Annotated in this window: 10 protein-coding genes and 1 pseudogene; 9 read left to right on the top strand and 2 right to left on the bottom strand. The window is 64.2% G+C overall.

From position 1 onward, the window contains the following. Positions 1-44: 44 nt before the first annotated feature. Positions 45-2,003 carry a phytase gene (locus tag PLD_RS12055; protein WP_159892866.1) on the bottom strand — a complete coding sequence of 653 codons (1,959 nt, stop codon included), beginning with the start codon at positions 2,001-2,003 and terminating at the stop codon, positions 45-47. Between the two features lie 39 nt (positions 2,004-2,042). Beyond that, the gene (locus PLD_RS12050; protein WP_159892864.1) at positions 2,043-4,565 is read right to left on the bottom strand and encodes a TonB-dependent receptor; all 2,523 of its coding nucleotides are present in this window, start codon (positions 4,563-4,565) and stop codon (positions 2,043-2,045) included. A 499-nt stretch (positions 4,566-5,064) separates the two neighbouring features. Between PLD_RS12050 and PLD_RS12045 the strand changes: the two genes are divergently transcribed. The 9 genes and pseudogenes from PLD_RS12045 to gbpA all read left to right on the top strand — a co-directional run bounded on the left by PLD_RS12045 (position 5,065) and on the right by gbpA (position 17,744). Further along, the gene (locus tag PLD_RS12045; protein ID WP_159892862.1) at positions 5,065-5,979 is read left to right on the top strand and encodes a GGDEF domain-containing protein; all 915 of its coding nucleotides are present in this window, start codon (positions 5,065-5,067) and stop codon (positions 5,977-5,979) included. 9 nt (positions 5,980-5,988) lie between these two features. Then, the gene (locus PLD_RS12040; protein WP_159892860.1) at positions 5,989-7,026 is read left to right on the top strand and encodes an AraC family transcriptional regulator; all 1,038 of its coding nucleotides are present in this window, start codon (positions 5,989-5,991) and stop codon (positions 7,024-7,026) included. 141 nt (positions 7,027-7,167) lie between these two features. Beyond that, the gene (locus tag PLD_RS12035; RefSeq protein ID WP_159892858.1) at positions 7,168-8,793 is read left to right on the top strand and encodes an NADP-dependent glyceraldehyde-3-phosphate dehydrogenase; all 1,626 of its coding nucleotides are present in this window, start codon (positions 7,168-7,170) and stop codon (positions 8,791-8,793) included. Positions 8,794-8,971: 178 nt separating this feature from the next. Further along, positions 8,972-9,442: pseudogene (locus tag PLD_RS12030) on the top strand (hypothetical protein); the annotation flags it as partial. A 129-nt stretch (positions 9,443-9,571) separates the two neighbouring features. Beyond that, positions 9,572-10,186, top strand: a complete 615-nt coding sequence (gene mobA, locus PLD_RS12025; RefSeq protein ID WP_159892856.1) for a molybdenum cofactor guanylyltransferase MobA — start codon at positions 9,572-9,574, stop codon at positions 10,184-10,186. A 70-nt stretch (positions 10,187-10,256) separates the two neighbouring features. Then, complete coding sequence (gene fdhD / locus PLD_RS12020) at positions 10,257-11,084, top strand: formate dehydrogenase accessory sulfurtransferase FdhD (protein WP_159892853.1); 828 nt, start codon at positions 10,257-10,259, stop codon at positions 11,082-11,084. A 494-nt stretch (positions 11,085-11,578) separates the two neighbouring features. Beyond that, positions 11,579-12,220 (top strand): response regulator transcription factor, encoded by a 642-nt coding sequence (locus PLD_RS12015; RefSeq protein ID WP_159892851.1) that lies wholly within the window; start codon positions 11,579-11,581, stop codon positions 12,218-12,220. Positions 12,221-12,255: 35 nt separating this feature from the next. After that, complete coding sequence (locus tag PLD_RS12010; RefSeq protein ID WP_159892849.1) at positions 12,256-15,912, top strand: ATP-binding protein; 3,657 nt, start codon at positions 12,256-12,258, stop codon at positions 15,910-15,912. Between the two features lie 278 nt (positions 15,913-16,190). Beyond that, positions 16,191-17,744 carry an N-acetylglucosamine-binding protein GbpA gene (gene gbpA / locus PLD_RS12005; RefSeq protein ID WP_159892847.1) on the top strand — a complete coding sequence of 518 codons (1,554 nt, stop codon included), beginning with the start codon at positions 16,191-16,193 and terminating at the stop codon, positions 17,742-17,744. Positions 17,745-17,920 lie beyond the last annotated feature (176 nt).

Here is a 17,920-nt window from a genome sequence, read left to right as displayed (position 1 = left end):
GGTTATTCGATGAAATACCGATGACCGGGTGATGACAGCGCGGCTCAGGGCAGCTTCAGGGCCCGGGTGACCTCCGCCCAGGGCACGAACTTGAAGTTCTGGGTTTGTTCGGGCATGCGCTTGCGCCCGTCCTGGACCACCAGCAGGCCCTGGCTCCAGGGCCCGCCGAGGTTGGCCGAGGTGACTTCCAGGCCGTCGGTTTCCGAGGCGCCGTCGATCCCCGCCGCGGCGTTGAGGCCAATCCGGAAGGCACCGTGGGAAGCGAACGGCGGCTCGGCGTCGAGCACCAGGTAGCTGTCGTTGCCTTGGCTGGAAATCACCAGGTAGTCGCGGGCGTTGCTCTGGTACAAGGCCAGGCCCTCGACATCGGCCTGCAACAGGCCACCGACCTTGATCACCCTGTGCAGGGTCGCCGGTTGTTCGGGGCGGGCGTCCAGGGCCCAGACCCCGACGTCCTCTTCACCCAGGAACAGGCGCTGGCGCTGGTCGTCGGCGACGCAACCCTCGGGCTGGCTGGCCACCTTGAACTGGCGCACCAGTTCGCCCTGGGCACTGCCGGACGGCGCACTCAGGCGGTACTGGACGAAGGTGCCGTCCTTGTCGTTGGCAATCGCATAGATCTCGCCGCTGGCGGGCTGGAACAGGCACAGGCCGTAGATGGCCTTGAGCGGCGTGGGGATCTCCCCCGCCTCGCGCAGCTCGCCGCTGGTACGGTCGATGGCGAACAGACTGAGGCTGTTGCGGTCGCGGTTGCTGGCCACGGCCAGGTCCACGGTCTGCTGGCCGAGCTTGAAGTTGGGGCGCACGTCGACGTTGTTCAGGCGCCCCACCGCCAGTTCCTGCAACAGCTTGCCCTGCAGGTCGTAGGCCAGCAGGCCGTGCTTCTTGTTGGTGCCCAGCACCCGGCTCAGGGACGGCTGCTGCGGGTGGACCCAGATTGCCGGGTCATCGGCGGCATCGCCCTGACGCCCCACCGGTTCGCTCTGCACCATCGCCTGCACATTGGGCAATACCGGCGGCAGCGCCGGCGCGTGGGCCTGCCAGTCCAGCTGGCCCTGGTACAGGCGGCCATCCTCGTCATCGCGCAGCAACACTTGCAGGCCCTTGGCGCTGGCGCGCAGGGCGATGTTTTCCGCCTCCTTGAGGCCGCTCAGGGGCAAGGTGGCCTGGGCCGACCAGCCCTGCTCCTGCTGCTGATAGAGATGCAATTGCGCGGCGTTCGGGTCCAGGCCCAGCACCCCGCCCGGCACCAGGGCCATGGCCCCGGCGCTGTTCTTGATGTCGCCGAAGGGCGCGCGCAGGGCCACCGGCTGGCGCGCGGTGTCGGCTTCGGCATGGGCCGGGTAGGCCCACCAGCCGACATTCTGTTCATTGACCAGCAGTTGCTGGGCGGCGTCGTCCACCTGGCAGAACTTGGCCTCCGGCGGCAGCGGCAGGCCACGCACCCGTCGCGGCTCGGCGCTCAGTTGCGTGCCGTGGCCCACCAGCCACTGCTCGCCCTTGCCCTCCTCGCCCACCAGGAACAGGAACAGGTTGCTGGCCTCGTCGCGGTACAGGCACAAGCCGTTGACCGGGAAGTCGCGAGGCGGCAGGTACAGCGGCTGGCCCCAATGCCGGGCCTTCGGGTCGAGGCTCAGCAGCAGTGCCTGCTGGCGCTGGTTGTCGAGGCTGGCCACCAGCAGTTGCTGGCCGGCGGCGCGGCTGTCCAGGCCGTTGAACGAGCCCTTGAAGCGGGCCAGCTGGCGGCCCCGTTCATCCAGCAGCAACAGGCCTTCGCGCTCGCTGGCCAGCAGCCGGTCGGCGCCTGTGCCGGCGGGCACGAAGCCCAGCCCGGTGACGCCCGGGGTCTGCTCGGCCCAGGGTTCGAGGGTCAGGCCCGGCACGCCGGGGGCGGCCTGGTCAGCGCTGCTGGCCAGGGCGGTGCCACTGGTCAGGACGGCACCACTGGCCAGGCCTATGCACAGCGCCAGCAGGGTAGTTTTCGCGGTCGATACAGTGCTCATCACAATCCTTGGAGGTGCAGTCGGGCAACGGCCCGGTACTTAGAAATGGGTGAAGGTCAGGCCGAGCGTGTAGGTCGGGCCGTATTCCTCGTACTGGGCGTTGTAGGAGCGGTTGCCGGTGTAGACGAAGTACGCCTGGTCGGTGAGGTTCTGCGCCTCGAAGCTCAGTTGCAGGTTCTTGCTCAGGGAATACTTGGCGCTGAAATCGACGAAGGTCTGGGCATCCACGTGCAGGTCGTGGGCCTTGTCACTGATCGAGGCCAGCTCATAGAGGTAAGCCGACTTGTAGTTGGCCGACAGGCGCAGGCTGAGCGTGTCGTCTTCCCAGCCGAGCATCAGGTTGCCCACGGTGTCCGACTGGTTGGGCAGGTCGATGTCGCGCTTGCGGTTGACCCCGGCCTTCTGGTCGAAGCCTTCGATGCTCGCGCTGGAGCGGCTGAAGGTGCTGTTGGCGCCCAGCAGCAGGCCGTTCCACGGCGCCGGCAGCCAGTCGAACTTCTGCGAGTAGGCCAGCTCCAGGCCATACAGCTTGGCGCTGTCGCCGTTGGCGAAGGTGTGCGCCTCGGAGAACCCGCTCCAGGCGCCGGTGCCGGCCAGGTCGGTGTTGTAGACGAAATTCTGGATGTCCTTGTAAAACACGAAGGCCGAGACGCTGCCGGCGCGGCCCATGTAGTGCTCGATGCCCAGATCCAGGTTGCTTGACTCCAGGGGCTTGAGGTTCGGGTTGCCGAAGCTCGCCTCGTCGCCGTCGATGACAAAGCCTGGGGCCAGTTGGCCGAAGGTCGGGCGCACCACGCTCTTGGTCCAGGCCGCGCGCAGCTGGGTGTTCTTGTCCAACTGGTAGCGCGCATGCAGCCCCGGCAGCCAGTGCTGGTAGCGGCGCTGGGTATCGCTGGCGGTGAAGGCGCCGTCGGTGACCCCGGTGCCCTTGGCCTCGAACTCGGTGCCCTCGTAGCGCAGGCCGGCAATGAAGCGCCAGTCGTCGATATCCAGGGTGTTCATGAAGTAGCCGGCGTTGATGTCTTCGCGGATCGTGAAGTCGTTGACCCGGGATTCTTCCTCGTCGTAGAAGGCCGCCGGATTCAGGCCGCCGATCAGTTGCTTGATGGCGCCGCCACTGATGCCCGGGCCGAAGCGGCCCAGGGAATAGTCCACGCTGCCCTTCTGGAACTGCCCAAGGTTGAGCTGCTGGTCGGTGAAGCCCAGGGTATCGAAGTCCTTGTAGACCCAGGCTTCCAGGTCGTTGTCCTTGTTGCGCCGGCTGACTTTGCCGCCGAACTTGAACTGCGCGGCGTAGCCACTGAGGTCATAGTCCCGGGCCAGGTCCAGACGCAGGTTCTTCTCGGTGTCGGTGGTGTTCTGCTGTTCCCAGTCGACCTTGTCCAGGGTGTAGTTGGCCGGGTTGTAGAAGCCCGCCCCCATCACCGGGCGCGGCTTGCCGTTGTCATGGAAACCACTGTCGGAAAAATCGCTGTTGCCCTTGAAGGTGGCCCCGGCGATATGCGCCGGGCTGTCTTCGCTGGAGCGGCTGTAGCCGGTCTGGCCGCTGAGGGTCCACAGGCCCAGCAGGCGCTCGCCGCCGAACACGTAGGACTGGATCTCCTGGGTTTCCTCGCGCTGCTTGAGCTTGCGCTTGGCCTCGGCGGCGCCGCGCTCCCCGGCGGCCAAGGGGTCGGCGAACTCGATGCTGGCGGAGTTGCGCGTCTCGCTGTCCTTGTAGCGGCTGTAGAGGGTGCGCAGGTAGTAACGGCTGCCGTCGTCGGGCTGGTAGTCGAAGTTCAGGCCGCCGCCGGCACGCTCGCGGCTAATGGCATAGTCGCGCTGCTCGAAAGACTGCAACCTGGCGCCCCGCTCGAAGTCCCAGGCGCCGCCGGTCTCGACGTTGTCGGAACCGAAATCGCGCTTCTGCCAACTCAGGGCTGCGGCCACGCCGAAGTTGTCGATGCCGTCGCCGAGGCTGAAGCGGTTGCTCGCCGCGCCGGAGAATTTCGGGCTGGTCTGGCGGGTGTTCTGGTCGTAGCTGGCCTCGCTGCTGCCGCTGTAGAACAGGCCCTTGTGGTCGAAGGCCGAGAGGCTTTTCACATCCACGGTGCCGCCCAGGGAGTTGGCGTCCATGTCCGGGGTCAGGGTCTTGATCACCGACAGCGACTGCACCAGCTCCGAGGGCAATACGTCCAGGGCCACGGCCCGGCGTTTGCTCTCCGGGGACGGCACCAGGGTGCCGTTGATGGTCACGCTGTTGAGGTCCGGGCCCAGGCCGCGGACGCTAACGAAGCGCCCCTCGCCCTGATCGCGTTCGATGCTGATGCCCGGCAGGCGCTGCACCGCTTCGGCCACGTTCTGGTCCGGCAACTGGGCCACGCCGTCGGCGTGCACCACGCTTTCGATGCTGTCCGAACGCCGTTGCTCCTTGAGCGCCTGATCGATGCTGGCGGCCTGCCCCACCACTTGAACGTGCTCGGTGGCAGCCGTTTCGGCGGCGCTCAAGCGTTCACTGGCGATGGCCATGGCCACCGCGGTCAAGGTAAAGCTGACAAGCCCGGGACTGCTGCGCCTGTACATGATGGTCCTCCCCCAAGAGTCCGCTAACGCCGGGCAAGGGGCCCGGCAACTGGGAGGGCACGCTAGGGTCGGCCAATGACGGTTCTGTGACAGGCCTCGGCTGCAGCGGGCACAAACGTGCCCGGGCCAGGGGGTCGAGGCTCGGAATGAGCTGAAATGACCTGCCATGCAAGGCCTTGGCGTAGCGCTAGAACCTGCCTGCGCCTGTTTGCACAGCGGCTACAACCGCTGAATCGCGGGGTGTGTCGCACACCCCGCATGAACCGGTTCGCGCACGCCAGTGCAAGCCCGCCGCCGGGGCGCAACCTCCGGGCTCGCCGGGCCCGGCGCCGCCAGGATCATGGCCGCCCCCGTACCGCGACCGGCTGGAGCACCCAGAAAAAAACCGCCACCGGCGTGAGCTGATTCGACCTCCGGCAGGTTTTTTCCGTCGTCACCCGGCTGTCATCAACATCTGCTGTGCTGGCGCCCTCTCACTCCTGGCAAAAGGATCGCGGCCATGTTCTGCGTGCTCAAACCCCATCGCTGGAAACTCGCCGCGCTGTTGCTGGCGGCCAATGCCGGGCTGTTGCTGCATCTGGCTTGCGGCACGCTGAAACCGGTCAACGAGTGGCAGTGGCTGGACATCATCGGTGAAGGCGGTTCGGCGCTGCTGGCCCTGGTCTGGCTCGCGCTGGTACTCAAGAGCCGCCCCGCCGGACGGGTCACCCACTACCTGGCCCTGGGCCTGAGCTGCATTTTCTTTTCCTGGTGGATCGACAGCCTCGACGAGTTCATCCGCCTGCCCGCCAGCATCACCTGGGACCACTGGCTGGAGTCCGGGCCAATGCCCATCGGCATGATCCTGCTGACCATTGGCATCTACCACTGGCACCGCGAACAGTTGGCCATCAGCGCGCAGATGGAAAAGAAGGAACGGCTGTTTCGCGAGCACCGCCAGTTCGACAAGCTCACGCCGCTGGCCGGCGCCGAGTACCTCAAACGCGAGCTGGCCGTTGGTCTGGAAGACAGCCGCCGTCAGCAACAGCCGCTGTCGCTGCTGGCCCTGGACCTGGACCGCTTTGCGGCGATCAACCAGAACTATGGCCACGCCGAGGGCGATGCGGTATTGCAGGCCCTGAGCCATGTGCTGCTGCTCAACCTGCGGCGCCAGGACCTGCTGTGCCGGCTGGCCGGCGACCGCTTCGTGGTGCTGCTGCCCAACACCGGGGAGCGTCAGGCGCAGCTATTGGCCCTGGAGCTGCAACAAGCCGTGCAGGCCCTGGCCCACAAGACCCGGCAACACGGCGAGCGCCTGCACCTGGCGGCCAGCAGCGCGGTGGTGATGGCCCTGGAGGAAACCCCGGAAGGTCTGCTCAAGCGCCTCAATCTGGCCCTGGCCCGGGCCAAGCAGCCCTTGGCGAAAACCGCCTGAGGCGCCGTCATGACCGTGAAAACCACCTGGTACGAAGCCGATACCCGCTTCATCCCCGGGCACTATCAACCGGCGGCGCTGATCGACCTGGCGTTGTCCCGGAACATCGACAGCCATCGCCTGCTGCGCGGCACCGGGCTGTTCCACGAGGACATCCTCGCCGGCCAGACCCGCCTCAGCCCCCAGCAGTTCCTGGCGCTGATCGGCAACAGCCGACGCCTGCTGGACGCCGACGACAGCAGCTTCCTGTTCGGCCAGCGCCTGCTGCCCGGGCATTACGGCGCCGCCAGTCACGCCCTGCGCCATGCACAGAACCTGCATCAGGCGCTGGATGCCCTGGTGCAGCAACAGGCCCTGCTCAGCCCGCTGGCCAGCCCGCGCCTGGTGCTGGATGAGCACCACGCCTATTGCTACTGGCTGGACAACTGCGGAGCCGGCGAGCACTGGCGCTTTGTGCTGGAGGCCAGCATGACCTCGCTGGCGGCCATGAGTCAGTGGCTCGGCGGCCAGCGGCTGCCCTGGGAATGCAGCTTCAGCCACGCCGAACCGCGTTACGTCGAGCAGTACTGGGTGCACCTGGGCGAGCAGACCCAGTTCAACCGCCCCCTGGACCTGATGCGCCTTCCCCGGGAGTTCCTGACCCGGCCCTGGCCCAGGGCTTCAGCCACCGCCGGCCAGGTAGCGCGCCTGGAAGCCAATGAGCACCTGCGCCAGTTGGGCTTTGCAACGAGCTTTCTCGATGCGCTGTACTGCTACCTGCAAACCCACGTGCGCCGTGCACCAAGCCTGGAGCAGACGGCCCTGGCCTTCGCCATGAGCCCGGCGACCCTCAAACGCAAGTTGAGCAAGCACCGCAGCGGCTATCAGCAACAAGTGGATCAGGTGCGCAAACACGTGGCCCTGTACCTGTACCAGATGCGCGGCTGGAGCAACGAAGCGGTGGCCGACTACCTGAACTTCAATGATCCGGCCAATTTCCGCCGCTCATTCAAACGCTGGACCGGCAGCACACCGTCTCTGATCCGCCAGTTGCTGGGCAGCCGCTGAAACGTTTAACCTCAAACCATGAGCGTTTGCGCGCCGACCGCACAAAGCACTAAAGCCTAGGGCCATTGAGGCGTATAAACCTTGGAGCGATGCCGCAGTCAGTCATCCGCGCCGGAGCCATTTCCAACACGGGGTAGAGTCATGACCACAACCAATGTCCTCAACAACCTGTTTCCCGCTGCCGCCGACATCCCCGAACCCTATCGCCTGCCCGACCCGGTTGAACAAACGGAGTACCTGGTGGACGGTGAACTGCGCACTTGGAGCGGCCCGGTGGCCCAGGTCAGAAGCCCGATCTACCTGAGCGGGGCCGACGGTGAGCAACAAGCGATCCTGGGCAGTACGCCGCTGCTGGACGCCGACACCGCCCTCACCGCCCTGGACGCCGCGGTGTGCGCCTATGACCGGGGCCGGGGCGCCTGGCCAACGATGCGCGTGGCCGAACGCATTCAGCACGTCGAGGCGTTTTTGCAGCGCATGCGCGAACAGCGCTCGGCGGTGGTCAAGCTGCTGATGTGGGAGATCGGCAAAAACCTCAAGGACTCGGAAAAAGAGTTCGACCGCACCTGCGACTACATCGTCGACACCATCGAGGCGCTCAAGGAACTGGACCGGCGCTCCAGCCGCTTCGAACTGGAGCAGGACACCCTCGGCCAGATCCGCCGCGTGCCCCTGGGCGTGGCCCTGTGCATGGGCCCTTACAACTACCCGCTGAACGAAACCTTCACCACCCTGATCCCGGCGCTGATCATGGGCAACACCGTGGTGTTCAAGCCGGCCAAGCTCGGTGTGCTGCTGATCCGCCCGTTGCTGGAAGCCTTCCGCGACAGCTTCCCGGCCGGGGTGATCAACGTCATCTACGGCAGCGGCCGCGAGACCGTCAGTGCGCTGATGGCCAGCGGCAAGATCGACATCTTCGCCTTCATCGGCACCAACAAGGCCGCCAGCGCCCTGAAGAAACTCCACCCCAAGCCGCACCGCCTGCGCTCAGCCCTGGGCCTGGACGCGAAGAACCCCGGGATCGTGCTGCCCGATGCCGACCTGGACAACGCAGTCAGCGAAGCCCTCACCGGTTCGTTGTCATTCAATGGCCAGCGCTGCACCGCGCTGAAGATCCTGTTCGTCCATGAAAGCGTGGTGCAGCGCTTCATCGAGCAGTTCAACGCCAAGCTGCAGAGCCTCAAACCGGGCATGCCCTGGGAGCCTGGGGTGGCCCTGACGCCACTGCCAGAGCACGGCAAGGTCGACTACCTGCACGCCCTGGTGGCCGATGCCCAGGCCCATGGCGCGCGCGTGGTGAACCCTGACGGCGGCACTTCCCGGGCGTCGTTCTTCTACCCGGCGGTGCTGTACCCGGTGACCCCGCAGATGCGCGTCTACCACGAGGAACAGTTCGGCCCGGTGGTGCCCATCGTGCCCTACCGCGACCTGGACACAGTGATCGACTACGTCCTGGAATCGGATTTCGGCCAGCAACTGAGCCTGTTCGGCAGCGACCCGGCGGTGATCGGCCGGCTGGTGGACACCTTCGCCAACCAGGTCGGGCGGATCAACCTCAACGCCCAATGCCAGCGCGGCCCGGACACCTTCCCCTTCAACGGTCGCAAGAACTCCGCCGAGGGCACGCTGTCGGTGCATGATGCGTTGCGCACCTTCTCGATCCGCACCCTGGTAGCGACCAAGTTCCAGGAGCGCAACAAAGAACTGATCAGTGACATCATCCGCAATCGCGACTCCAGCTTCCTGACCACCGACTACATTTTCTGAACCACCATGCCGGGGCTCGCCACGCGCCGAGTCCCGGCCACGCTTTCAGCCACTCATGCCACTGGGAGAAACCAGCCTGGGCCCGTTCAAGTTCCTGCCAAGCATCACCCTGCCCCCCTTGCTGCGCCGCCTGCTGCGTCCCGCGCTGGACCCGTACCGGCGCTAGCGTCACGCCCGGCTGATCCACGCGGTGCGGGTCGCCCTCGGCCTGATCGCCACCATCTTGCTGACCATCGGCCTCAACCTGCCCCACGGCGAATGGGCCTCGATGACCATGCTGGTGGTGATCGGCGGTCTGCAGCATCACGGCAACATCGGCAAAAAAGCCGCCGAGCGGGCCATCGACCCCCTGGAGATCCTCGGCAATACCCGCCGCGACGCCAGTGATCCGCAGACCATGGTGCAGATGCAACTGGCGCTCAAGGCCGAGTACCGGCCGATCCGCGTACTGCTGATCGGCATGGCCCGGGCCCTGCAAACGGGGGTTACCCAGCGCCTGGAAAAACCTATGGAAGGCAGCCCCGAGAACGCCCTGGAAGCGCCGGTGTATTCGGCCCTGGACGGCTACCGGTTGCTGACCCGGCAGTTGGCGGCGACCCTGGGCGAGATGCGCCAGCGCCTGGGCAAGAGCGCCCGGTACTGGCGCATCTCGCCCCGCCATGACAGGACGCAAGCCCTCTCGATCAGCCGCATCAATCGGCCATTCAACACACCTGATTGGACGTACCGGCCAGACAATGAGATGGTTTGCGCCCGCCACTCCACCGTGCCCTGAACCATGCCCGTCACCCGCCCCGTCGCCCCTGCCGCTCAGCCCTGCTCGATCCTGTTGCTGGCGGGCGGGCGCGGGGCACGCATGGGTGGACGGGACAAAGGCTTGCTGCTCTGGCGGGGCGCGCCGTTGATTGCCCATGTGCAGGCTGTGGTTCGTCCCTTCAGCGATGACCTGATCATTTCCTGCAACCGCAACGCCGAGCGCTACCGTGCCTACGCCGACCAGTGGGTGAGCGATGCGCAGCAAGGCTTCCCCGGTCCCCTGGCGGGCGTGCTGGCTGGCTTGGCGGTGGCCCGCCATCCCTGGCTGCTGGTCCTGGCCTGCGATGCGCCGAAGATCGATGCCACGCTGATCCAGGCCCTGCTGGATGCCCGCAAGGCCTGCGATCAACCCGTGATGGTGCAACAGGCCGGGCACTGGCAGCCGATGTTCAGCCTGCTGCCCACGGCGCTGCTGGAACCTTTGCGTCAGGCCTGGGACCACGGAGAACGCAGTCTGCTGCGAGCCCTTGACCCGCGCCGACTGAACGCCGTGCACTGTGCCGAAGACGACCCGCGACTGAGTAATTTCAACACCCCTGAGCTACTGTCTGAGACAGACCCCAGGCCCCTGGCCTGACACCTGCGCCGACACAGCCCCGGACGCGTTTAACAGCAGGTGCCATTACTGAATGCATTGAGGTACCGTCATGGTTTGCCCGATCGAACAGCCGGATCAACTGCCCGAGGCCAACGCGCCGGCACCGGCGCCACAGCGCGTGGCCTATCGCGAATACAGCCCCGAAGGCGGGGTGAACGAAGCGCCGCTGGCCGCCGAAATCGCCCTGGCCATCACCTACAACGGCCTGAGCCAGGCGGTGATGATGGTGTCTCCCGGCAATCTGGAAGACTTCATTCGCGGCTTCAGCATCACCAACGACATCGTCAGCGACCTTGGCGAAATCTACGACATCCGCCTCAGCCACTTTCCCCAGGCCTGCCAGGCCGAGGTGCAGATTTCCAGCCGGGCGTTCTGGGCCCTCAAGGACCATCGCCGACAAATGGCCGGGACCAGCGGCTGCGGGCTGTGCGGCGTGGAGGCCCTGGAACAGGCGCTGCCGCAACTGCAGATACTCGAACCTTCGCCCCTGCCCCCCGCCGAACACCTGCTGGGCCTGCGTGAGCGCATCGAACAGGCCCAGCACATGGCCCGCAGCAGCGGTGCGCTGCATGCCGCGCTGTATTTGGACGCGCAGGGCGAGGTACGCCTGTGCCAGGAAGACATTGGCCGCCACAACGCCCTGGACAAGCTGATCGGCGCCCTGCTGAACGCCGGGATCGACGCCCGCCGAGGCTTCACCGTGGTCACCAGCCGCTGCAGCCTGGAGTTGATCCACAAAGCAGTGCGCGCCCGTCTCGGAACCCTGGTCAGCCTTTCGGCCCCCACGGCACTGACCGTGCAATGGGCCAACAAGCACCGCCTCAATCTGATCCACGTGCCCCATCGCAGCGCCCCGCGGATCTACAGCCCGGTGTAAGGCGGGAGCCGATCACGGCAAAACACCACGCCGATGCTGTCCTGGCCCCTTCCTCGCGCCGGCCGCCGGCGCTCGGCCGAGCCGAGCCGCACCGACGCCACGCCACGCCAGACAAACCAACAACATTCATGATTGTGCATTAAAAGCTGCAAAAATCGCCGATAGGCCGCCAATTCCACGCACTGAATAGCCCGCAGACTCGCCCTCTTTGTCAGGGTTCGAAACACCACAAGCAAGTACACCTGAATGACACTGGAACACCCGACCTAGAGGCGTTTCCTGCATCATTGCGACGAGTCCATCTACAACATTTCAAGAATATTCCTACAAAACTTAAGACGTTTCCTAAAATTATTCCGTCGGCTTTTTGGCGTCATTTTCAGTGATACCCTGCGAAACCTCTGACCACCCCACTAGCACATTGCCGCTCCACCCAAGGAAGCCGCCTGTTGCTGTGCGCCAAATCCTGTCAAAAAGCCGAGTAGCCCAAAACGATGCCGACCCGCGTCCAGATAGCCGATGACCATCCCCTGACCCTGATCGGGATACACACCCTGCTGGATAAACGCGCCGACCTCCAGGTTGTCGCCCAAGCCCACAGCGTGGAAACCCTGTTGGAGAACCTGCAGCGCCAGCCCTGCGACCTACTGCTGACCGACCTGATGATGCCCGGCGGCGATCAGGTGGATGGGATTCGTCTGATCAGACGCCTGCGCTCACGCTACCCGGAGTTGGCCATCGTGGTCATCACCATGCTCGACAACACGGCACTGATCAGTAGCGTGCTCAAGCTCGGCATCCAGGGCCTGGTGAGCAAGCGCGGCCTGCTCAACGACCTGCCCAAGGCGGTCGCGGCCAACCCGCGCGCGCCCTTCGTGTCACCGTCGATCCAGCACCTGCTCGACACCAGCACCGCCCTGCATGGCAAGCCGCTGCTGCAGCCCGAACAGTTGTCGGCCAGAGAGATCGAAGTGCTGCGCCTGTATGGCACCGGCATGAGCATCGGCGCCATTGCCCAGCACCTGTGCCGCAGCAAACAGACCATCAGCACACAAAAGAGCAGCGCCATGCGCAAGCTTGGCCTGGACACCTCAGCCAGTCTTTTTCTGTACATCCAGGAACACGGTCTTTCCTGAGTCGCGAACGCGGCAAAACCCGGAGCCTCCCCCCTATGCCCCTGATTTCGCTTTCCTTCGTGCGCCGGAGGATGCAGCGCTGTTGCTTGCTGCTGATCCCCCTGTTCGGCCTGGGCGCCCTGGTACCAGCCAGCGCCGATAACCGTTACGCAGTCCTAACGGATAACAATCTGCCGTTGAGCAAGCTGCTGGCACTGCGTGACAGCCTACCGTGCAAGACCCTGAAAGTGGCACGCATCGTCCCCCCCGAGCGGCCCCTGGAAAGCGCCGGCAATCAGGTACTGAAGTCGATCTCCGACGAGTATCTGAAGCTGATTGGCGACCAGTTGGACCTGCACTTCCAACAAGTCGAAGTGCCATCGCCGCAAGCCGCGGTGGAGGCGCTGCTGGAACACCGAGTTGATTTGCTGGCCCGCGCCACCGAGTTCGAAGCCGCCAACCCGAGCCTGCGCCTGAGCCTGCCGTATCTGAACAATCAGCCAATCATCGTTGGCCGCGCCAGCGATCAAAGCCTGCCTCTGGACCTGTGGGGCAAGCGCGTACTGGTGCTGAAAAATTACCTGCGAACAGACAAGGTGCTACAGGCCTACCCCAAGGCAGAAATACAGACCGTGCGCACCACTGCCCTGGCCTTGGAACAACTGGCCCAGGGCAAAGCGGATGCATTCATCGGCGATCAATTTCGCGCCGGGCTGTACCTGCAGGCCCGCCCAGACCTGGATCTGCAAAACAAACTGGCCGCGCATTTGCCCAATGTCGGCTTCGCCTTCGCCGTGCGCGACGACCAGTCGACCCTGCTGGCCCTGATCAACCATGTGTTGCAGGGCATCCCCGGCCCGTTGAAGTCAAAGGTTCAAGAACAGGCCAGTTACGGACCGTTCCCCTATTCCCCCACCGACGCATTGATGCTCAACCCCCAGGAACTGGCGTGGCTGAAGCGGCATGAGCAGATCAACCTGCTGGCCGAGGAAACACCGCCCTACCTGTACCGCACCAGCGATGGTCAATGGGCCGGACTGGGCATCGATCTGTTACAGACCCTGGCCGATTCGTTTCGCCTGAAACTGAACATCCAGCCCAGCCTGTCGCGGGCCGACGACCTGCAACAACTGACCCTGGGCGGCGCGAATCTGGCAAGCCGCGCGATGGGCGTCGGCGACACCGCCAAAGGGCTGCGTTTGAGTCAGCCCTACGGCACCCGCAACTGGAGTTTCATCATTCGCCAGGGCGACAGTTCCCCCAGCTCGCTGGAAGCCTTGGAGGGCCGCCAACTCTCGCTCTCGCGTTATCACCCTCTACACGAATACCTGCGCCTGCGTTACCCGAAAATCCAGCTACTGCTCACCGAAAACTACCAGCAGTCCCTGGAGCTGGTGCGCCAGCGGCGGGTCGACGCCACCCTCGACAGCCCCGGCGCCAAGCAGGTACAACCCGGACCAGGACTGCAGTACGGCCTGTCGATCAAAGCCACGCCCAGGCCCCATCAATTTGCCGTGGGTGCCGATTCCGCCGAGTTGCTGAGCATCCTCAACAAACTGCTGGACTCGCTGTCGCGCTCGCCGCAAAGCGATATCCAGGTGATCGCCGAACGCCCCCAGAACAATGTCTGGGAATGGGCCGTCGAGCAGGCTTGGCATGTCGGTATCGTGGTACTGGTGGTTTTCGTCCTGTCCCTGCTGTGGAACTGGCGGTTGAAGATCCAAGTCAAGGAGCGCCTCAGCGCCCAAACGCTCTTGCAGGATAAGCTGGCGTTTCAGTTCTCCCTGCTCAACGGCTTGCCGACCCCGCTGTACGTGTGCGACCTGCACGGGCGCTTGAACACCTGCAACCGTGCCTATGAGGAGTTTTTCGCCACCAGCGAGGCCCAGGTCAAAGGCTGCCTGCCCACCGAACAGATAAACATGCCCGCAGACTTTGCCCACGCGCTGCAGGACGAACATCAGCAACTGCTGCACAACCACCGGCCGCGCTTTCTCGACACCAGCCTGACGATCAAGGGCGAGCAACGTTACCTGTATCAGTGGCTGGTGCCGTTCTACAACGCCCGCGGTCAACTGCAGGGACTGCTGGGAGGCTGGCTGGATATCTCCGAGCGCAAGCACCTGGAGATCAAACTACGCGAAGCCAAACAAGTGGCACTCAAGGCCAGCGCCGCCAAAAGTGAGTTCCTGGCCTCCATGAGCCACGAGTTGCGCACCCCGCTCAACGCTCTGGTGGGGCTACTGGAACTTGAAACCAGCGGCCGCAATACCCCCTCGCACAACCTGCGGGTCGCCCAACAATCGGCGACCTCGATGATCGACCTGATCGGCAACATCCTCGACCTGGACAAGATCGAGAGTGGCCTGATGCAACTGGCGCCCCATCCCACGGCCCTGGAACCACTGTTGAACAACAGCCTCAGCCTGTTCGCCGCCCAGGCTCGGGAGAAGAACCTGCAGTTGCGCTTCGACTACCAGGCCGATCCGCAGCGCCTGTATTGGATTGACTCGCTGCGCCTGCAGCAGATTTTCCACAACCTGATCAGCAACGCGCTGAAGTTCACCGACCAGGGCCACATCACCGTGCGCGTCACGGAAAGCCCGTTGCACGAGGGCGTCAGCCGCTTGACCCTGAGTGTGTGCGACAGCGGTATCGGCATCCCCCTGGCCCTGCAACCGTTGATCTTCGAGCCCTATCGCCAGGCCAGCGCGCGCACCGCGCACCTCTACGGCGGCTCAGGCCTGGGCTTGAGCATCTGCCACCAACTGACGCAATTGATGGAGGGCCATATCTGGCTGGAAAGCCAGCCGGACCAAGGTTGCAGCGTACACGTGCAATTGCCTTTGAACTGGCAGCGGAGCCAGCCCCCCGCCCCCGAACCCCAGACAGCAGAGCAACACGCCACCCGACCGCTGCGGGTGCTGGTGGTGGACGATGTCTCCACCAACGGCCTGGTGCTGACCTTGCAACTGGAGCGCCTGGGGCATCAGGCCGAGCATGTGTGCAGTGGTGAAGAGGCCTTGCTGGCCCTGAGCGAAAAAACCTACGACGTATTGATCAGTGACTGCAACATGCCGGACATGGACGGCTACGCCTTGACCCGCGCAGTGCGCGAAGACGAACAGCGACGCCGCATGTCGCCGCGCCTGATCATTGGCTACACCGCCAGCGCCCTGAGCAACGAAGCCACCCAATGCTCCAACGCCGGGATGAACGACCTGATGATCAAACCCGTGACCCTGGCGCGCCTGCAGGAAGTCCTCGGCAGCCACACGCCAGTCGACGAAGCGCCCGGGCACACCCGCTGGTTCAGCCTCGAGCACCTGGACGAGCATGGCCGCAACAGCTCGATCCTGCGGCGCCGTATTCTTCTGGAACTGACCAAGAACCTGCAGCAGGAAATTCAGTCTCTGCGCGAGATCGACCTGAGCAGTCTCGCCCATACCATTGGCGACCTGAGCCATCGACTGACCGGCGTGGCCTGCCTGATCGACGCCAGAGAAATGGCCTGTGCCTGCCAGGCCCTGCGCCAAGCCGACCCACAGCAGCCGGATGCGATTCGCCGCTGCCAGGCCGATCTGCTGAATGCCATGGAACGAATCTTCGAACAGGCCAAGAGCGATCTGGCAGCCTTGCGCCAACCGCTCAAGCCGTGGTCACGGGGCATCGCCCGCGCGCCCTTCGTGCATTCTCGTACTCGTCAGACATAAGCCCGGTTCCGCCCTTCCCTCGTGTGGCGCCTGATTTCAGAGGCGCCAGCGAGGGCCACCGTGGAGAACCTTCCAGCGTTGCAACACAGCACCCGCCTCCCCCTGAAGCTGGCGCTAACTCTCGTACTCGTACCATGGTCCGCCACGCACCCGCCACGTAGCCTTTCACTGCTCTCGGGGGGTGCTGGCACGGACGCCAACCGCTCTATCAAACCGGTCCCCAATCACATCCCCGAGCCCATGAACCTCTCACTACTTAATTGTTGAAGGCGTTATCCATGAAGTATTCCACCCGAGCCCGCTCGTTCCTTAAACTTCCTCTGGTCCTGGCCATGAGCGCTGCCGGTCTTGCTGCTCAGCAGGCGTCCGCGCACGGTTACATCGAAACTCCGAAAGCCCGCTCTTTCATGTGCAGCAGCGCTGGCGGCAACCTCAATGCCAACTGCGGCGCCATCACCTACGAACCACAGAGCGTGGAATACATCGGGCGCCCGGGCGGCGGCTCGCACTTCCCAAGCAACGCCCAGGCGTGCACCGGTGACTTTACCCAATGCGGCCCAGCCAACGGCACCATCGCCGCAGGCGGCCTGGATCGCTTCTCCGAGCTCAATGAGCAGTCGGCCACCCGCTGGGCCAAGAACACCATCAAGCCAGGTCCGCAAACCTTCACCTGGAAATACACCGCCGGTCACGCCACTCGCTACTGGCAGTTCTACATCACCAAAAAAGACTGGAACCCGAACCAGCCGCTGACCCGCGATTCGTTCGAGCTCAAGCCGCTGCTGGATCAGCCATGGCCTTCCCTGAACACCCCGGCACCCGCCCAGGGCACCACCCAGCACACCGTGAACATCCCGTCTGACCGCAGCGGCTACCACGTCCTGCTGGCCACTTGGAAAGTCCACGACACCGACGCCACCTTCTACAGCGTGGTCGACCTGAACATCGACAACGGTGCCACCATTCCATCGTCCTGGAACACCGTCGGCGCCGTACAACCTGAAGCCCTGAGCCTGGGTGACAAGGTCAAGACTCGCGTGTTCAACGCCCAGAACGAACTGAGCGCCAAGCAAGTGGTACTGAACATCGATTCCGCCGAACTGGCCAAGGCCGACGTGTGGCCCCATGCACTGGCCAAGATGGTCAACAACGCCAAGCTGGGCTACCAGATGGGCGTGCTCAACGACAAAGACGAAGTCGTGCCGAACTACGGCCGCAACGAAATCCTGGTCAAGAAAGGCAGCGACATCGTCAACGTGATGATCGACAAGGAGCAGGCGGCCAAGCCGGGCGAACTGTCCATCACCGGCATGCAACCTGAATACACCCTGAAAGACGGCAAGGTTGATTTGCACTTCAACGCCATCGCCAAGGGCGGCGACTACACGATCAAAGCCACGGTGTTCAACGCCAAGGGTGAAAGTGTGGCCTTCCAGCAAGCGCCAGCCGGCAACACCCCGCACTTCTCCATGACCCTCAACGGTCAAGCTCCGGGCAAGTACGACCTGACCGTGGTGGCCACTTCCAAGAAAGGCGAACTGTTGCAACAGAGCGCCAGCTTCATCCTGAAACAGGAAGAAAGCACTGGCGGTGGTGACGGCGGCGGTAATGGTGAAGGCGGCGGCGAGAACAGTGGCCAATATGACCACGTGTTCCCACAAGGCCTGAGCAGCTACAAAGCTGGCACCGTGGTCCTGCAACCTAAAGACGGCAACACCTACAAGTGCAAGCCATTCCCGTACAGCGGCTACTGCATCCAGTGGAAATCCGGTGCGACTCATTACGAGCCGGGCACTGGCAGCCACTGGACCATGGCCTGGGATCGCCAATAACAACTAGCACCAGGATTTGACCTTGAGCGTGGCACTGATGTGCCACGTTTTTTTTTGCCTGCCGATCACCTCTAGTACTCGTCCCATGTCCCCTCAAGGCCCTGCCACGTAGCCTGTAATTGCTCCCGGAGTTGTGTAATTCAACCACCCGGTGGTCACCAGCCACGGCTCCGAGC

Source organism: Pseudomonas sp. LD120 (genome assembly GCF_009861525.1).
GTDB lineage: Bacteria > Pseudomonadota > Gammaproteobacteria > Pseudomonadales > Pseudomonadaceae > Aquipseudomonas.
Note: the sequence above shows the minus strand (reverse complement) of the source record. Positions and strands in the feature narration are given on the sequence as shown.

Excerpts from the sequence above, each read along its gene's own strand:
- PLD_RS12010 (WP_159892849.1), top strand. The coding sequence starts at position 12,256 with ATGCCCCTGATTTCGCTTTCCTTCGTGCGCCGGAGGATGCAGCGCTGT.
- PLD_RS12045 (WP_159892862.1), top strand. The coding sequence starts at position 5,065 with ATGTTCTGCGTGCTCAAACCCCATCGCTGGAAACTCGCCGCGCTGTTG.
- gbpA (WP_159892847.1), top strand. The coding sequence starts at position 16,191 with ATGAAGTATTCCACCCGAGCCCGCTCGTTCCTTAAACTTCCTCTGGTC.
- fdhD (WP_159892853.1), top strand. The coding sequence starts at position 10,257 with ATGGTTTGCCCGATCGAACAGCCGGATCAACTGCCCGAGGCCAACGCG.
- PLD_RS12015 (WP_159892851.1), top strand. The coding sequence starts at position 11,579 with ATGCCGACCCGCGTCCAGATAGCCGATGACCATCCCCTGACCCTGATC.
- PLD_RS12035 (WP_159892858.1), top strand. The coding sequence starts at position 7,168 with ATGACCACAACCAATGTCCTCAACAACCTGTTTCCCGCTGCCGCCGAC.
- PLD_RS12055 (WP_159892866.1), bottom strand. The coding sequence starts at position 2,003 with ATGAGCACTGTATCGACCGCGAAAACTACCCTGCTGGCGCTGTGCATA.
- PLD_RS12050 (WP_159892864.1), bottom strand. The coding sequence starts at position 4,565 with ATGTACAGGCGCAGCAGTCCCGGGCTTGTCAGCTTTACCTTGACCGCG.
- mobA (WP_159892856.1), top strand. The coding sequence starts at position 9,572 with ATGCCCGTCACCCGCCCCGTCGCCCCTGCCGCTCAGCCCTGCTCGATC.
- PLD_RS12040 (WP_159892860.1), top strand. The coding sequence starts at position 5,989 with ATGACCGTGAAAACCACCTGGTACGAAGCCGATACCCGCTTCATCCCC.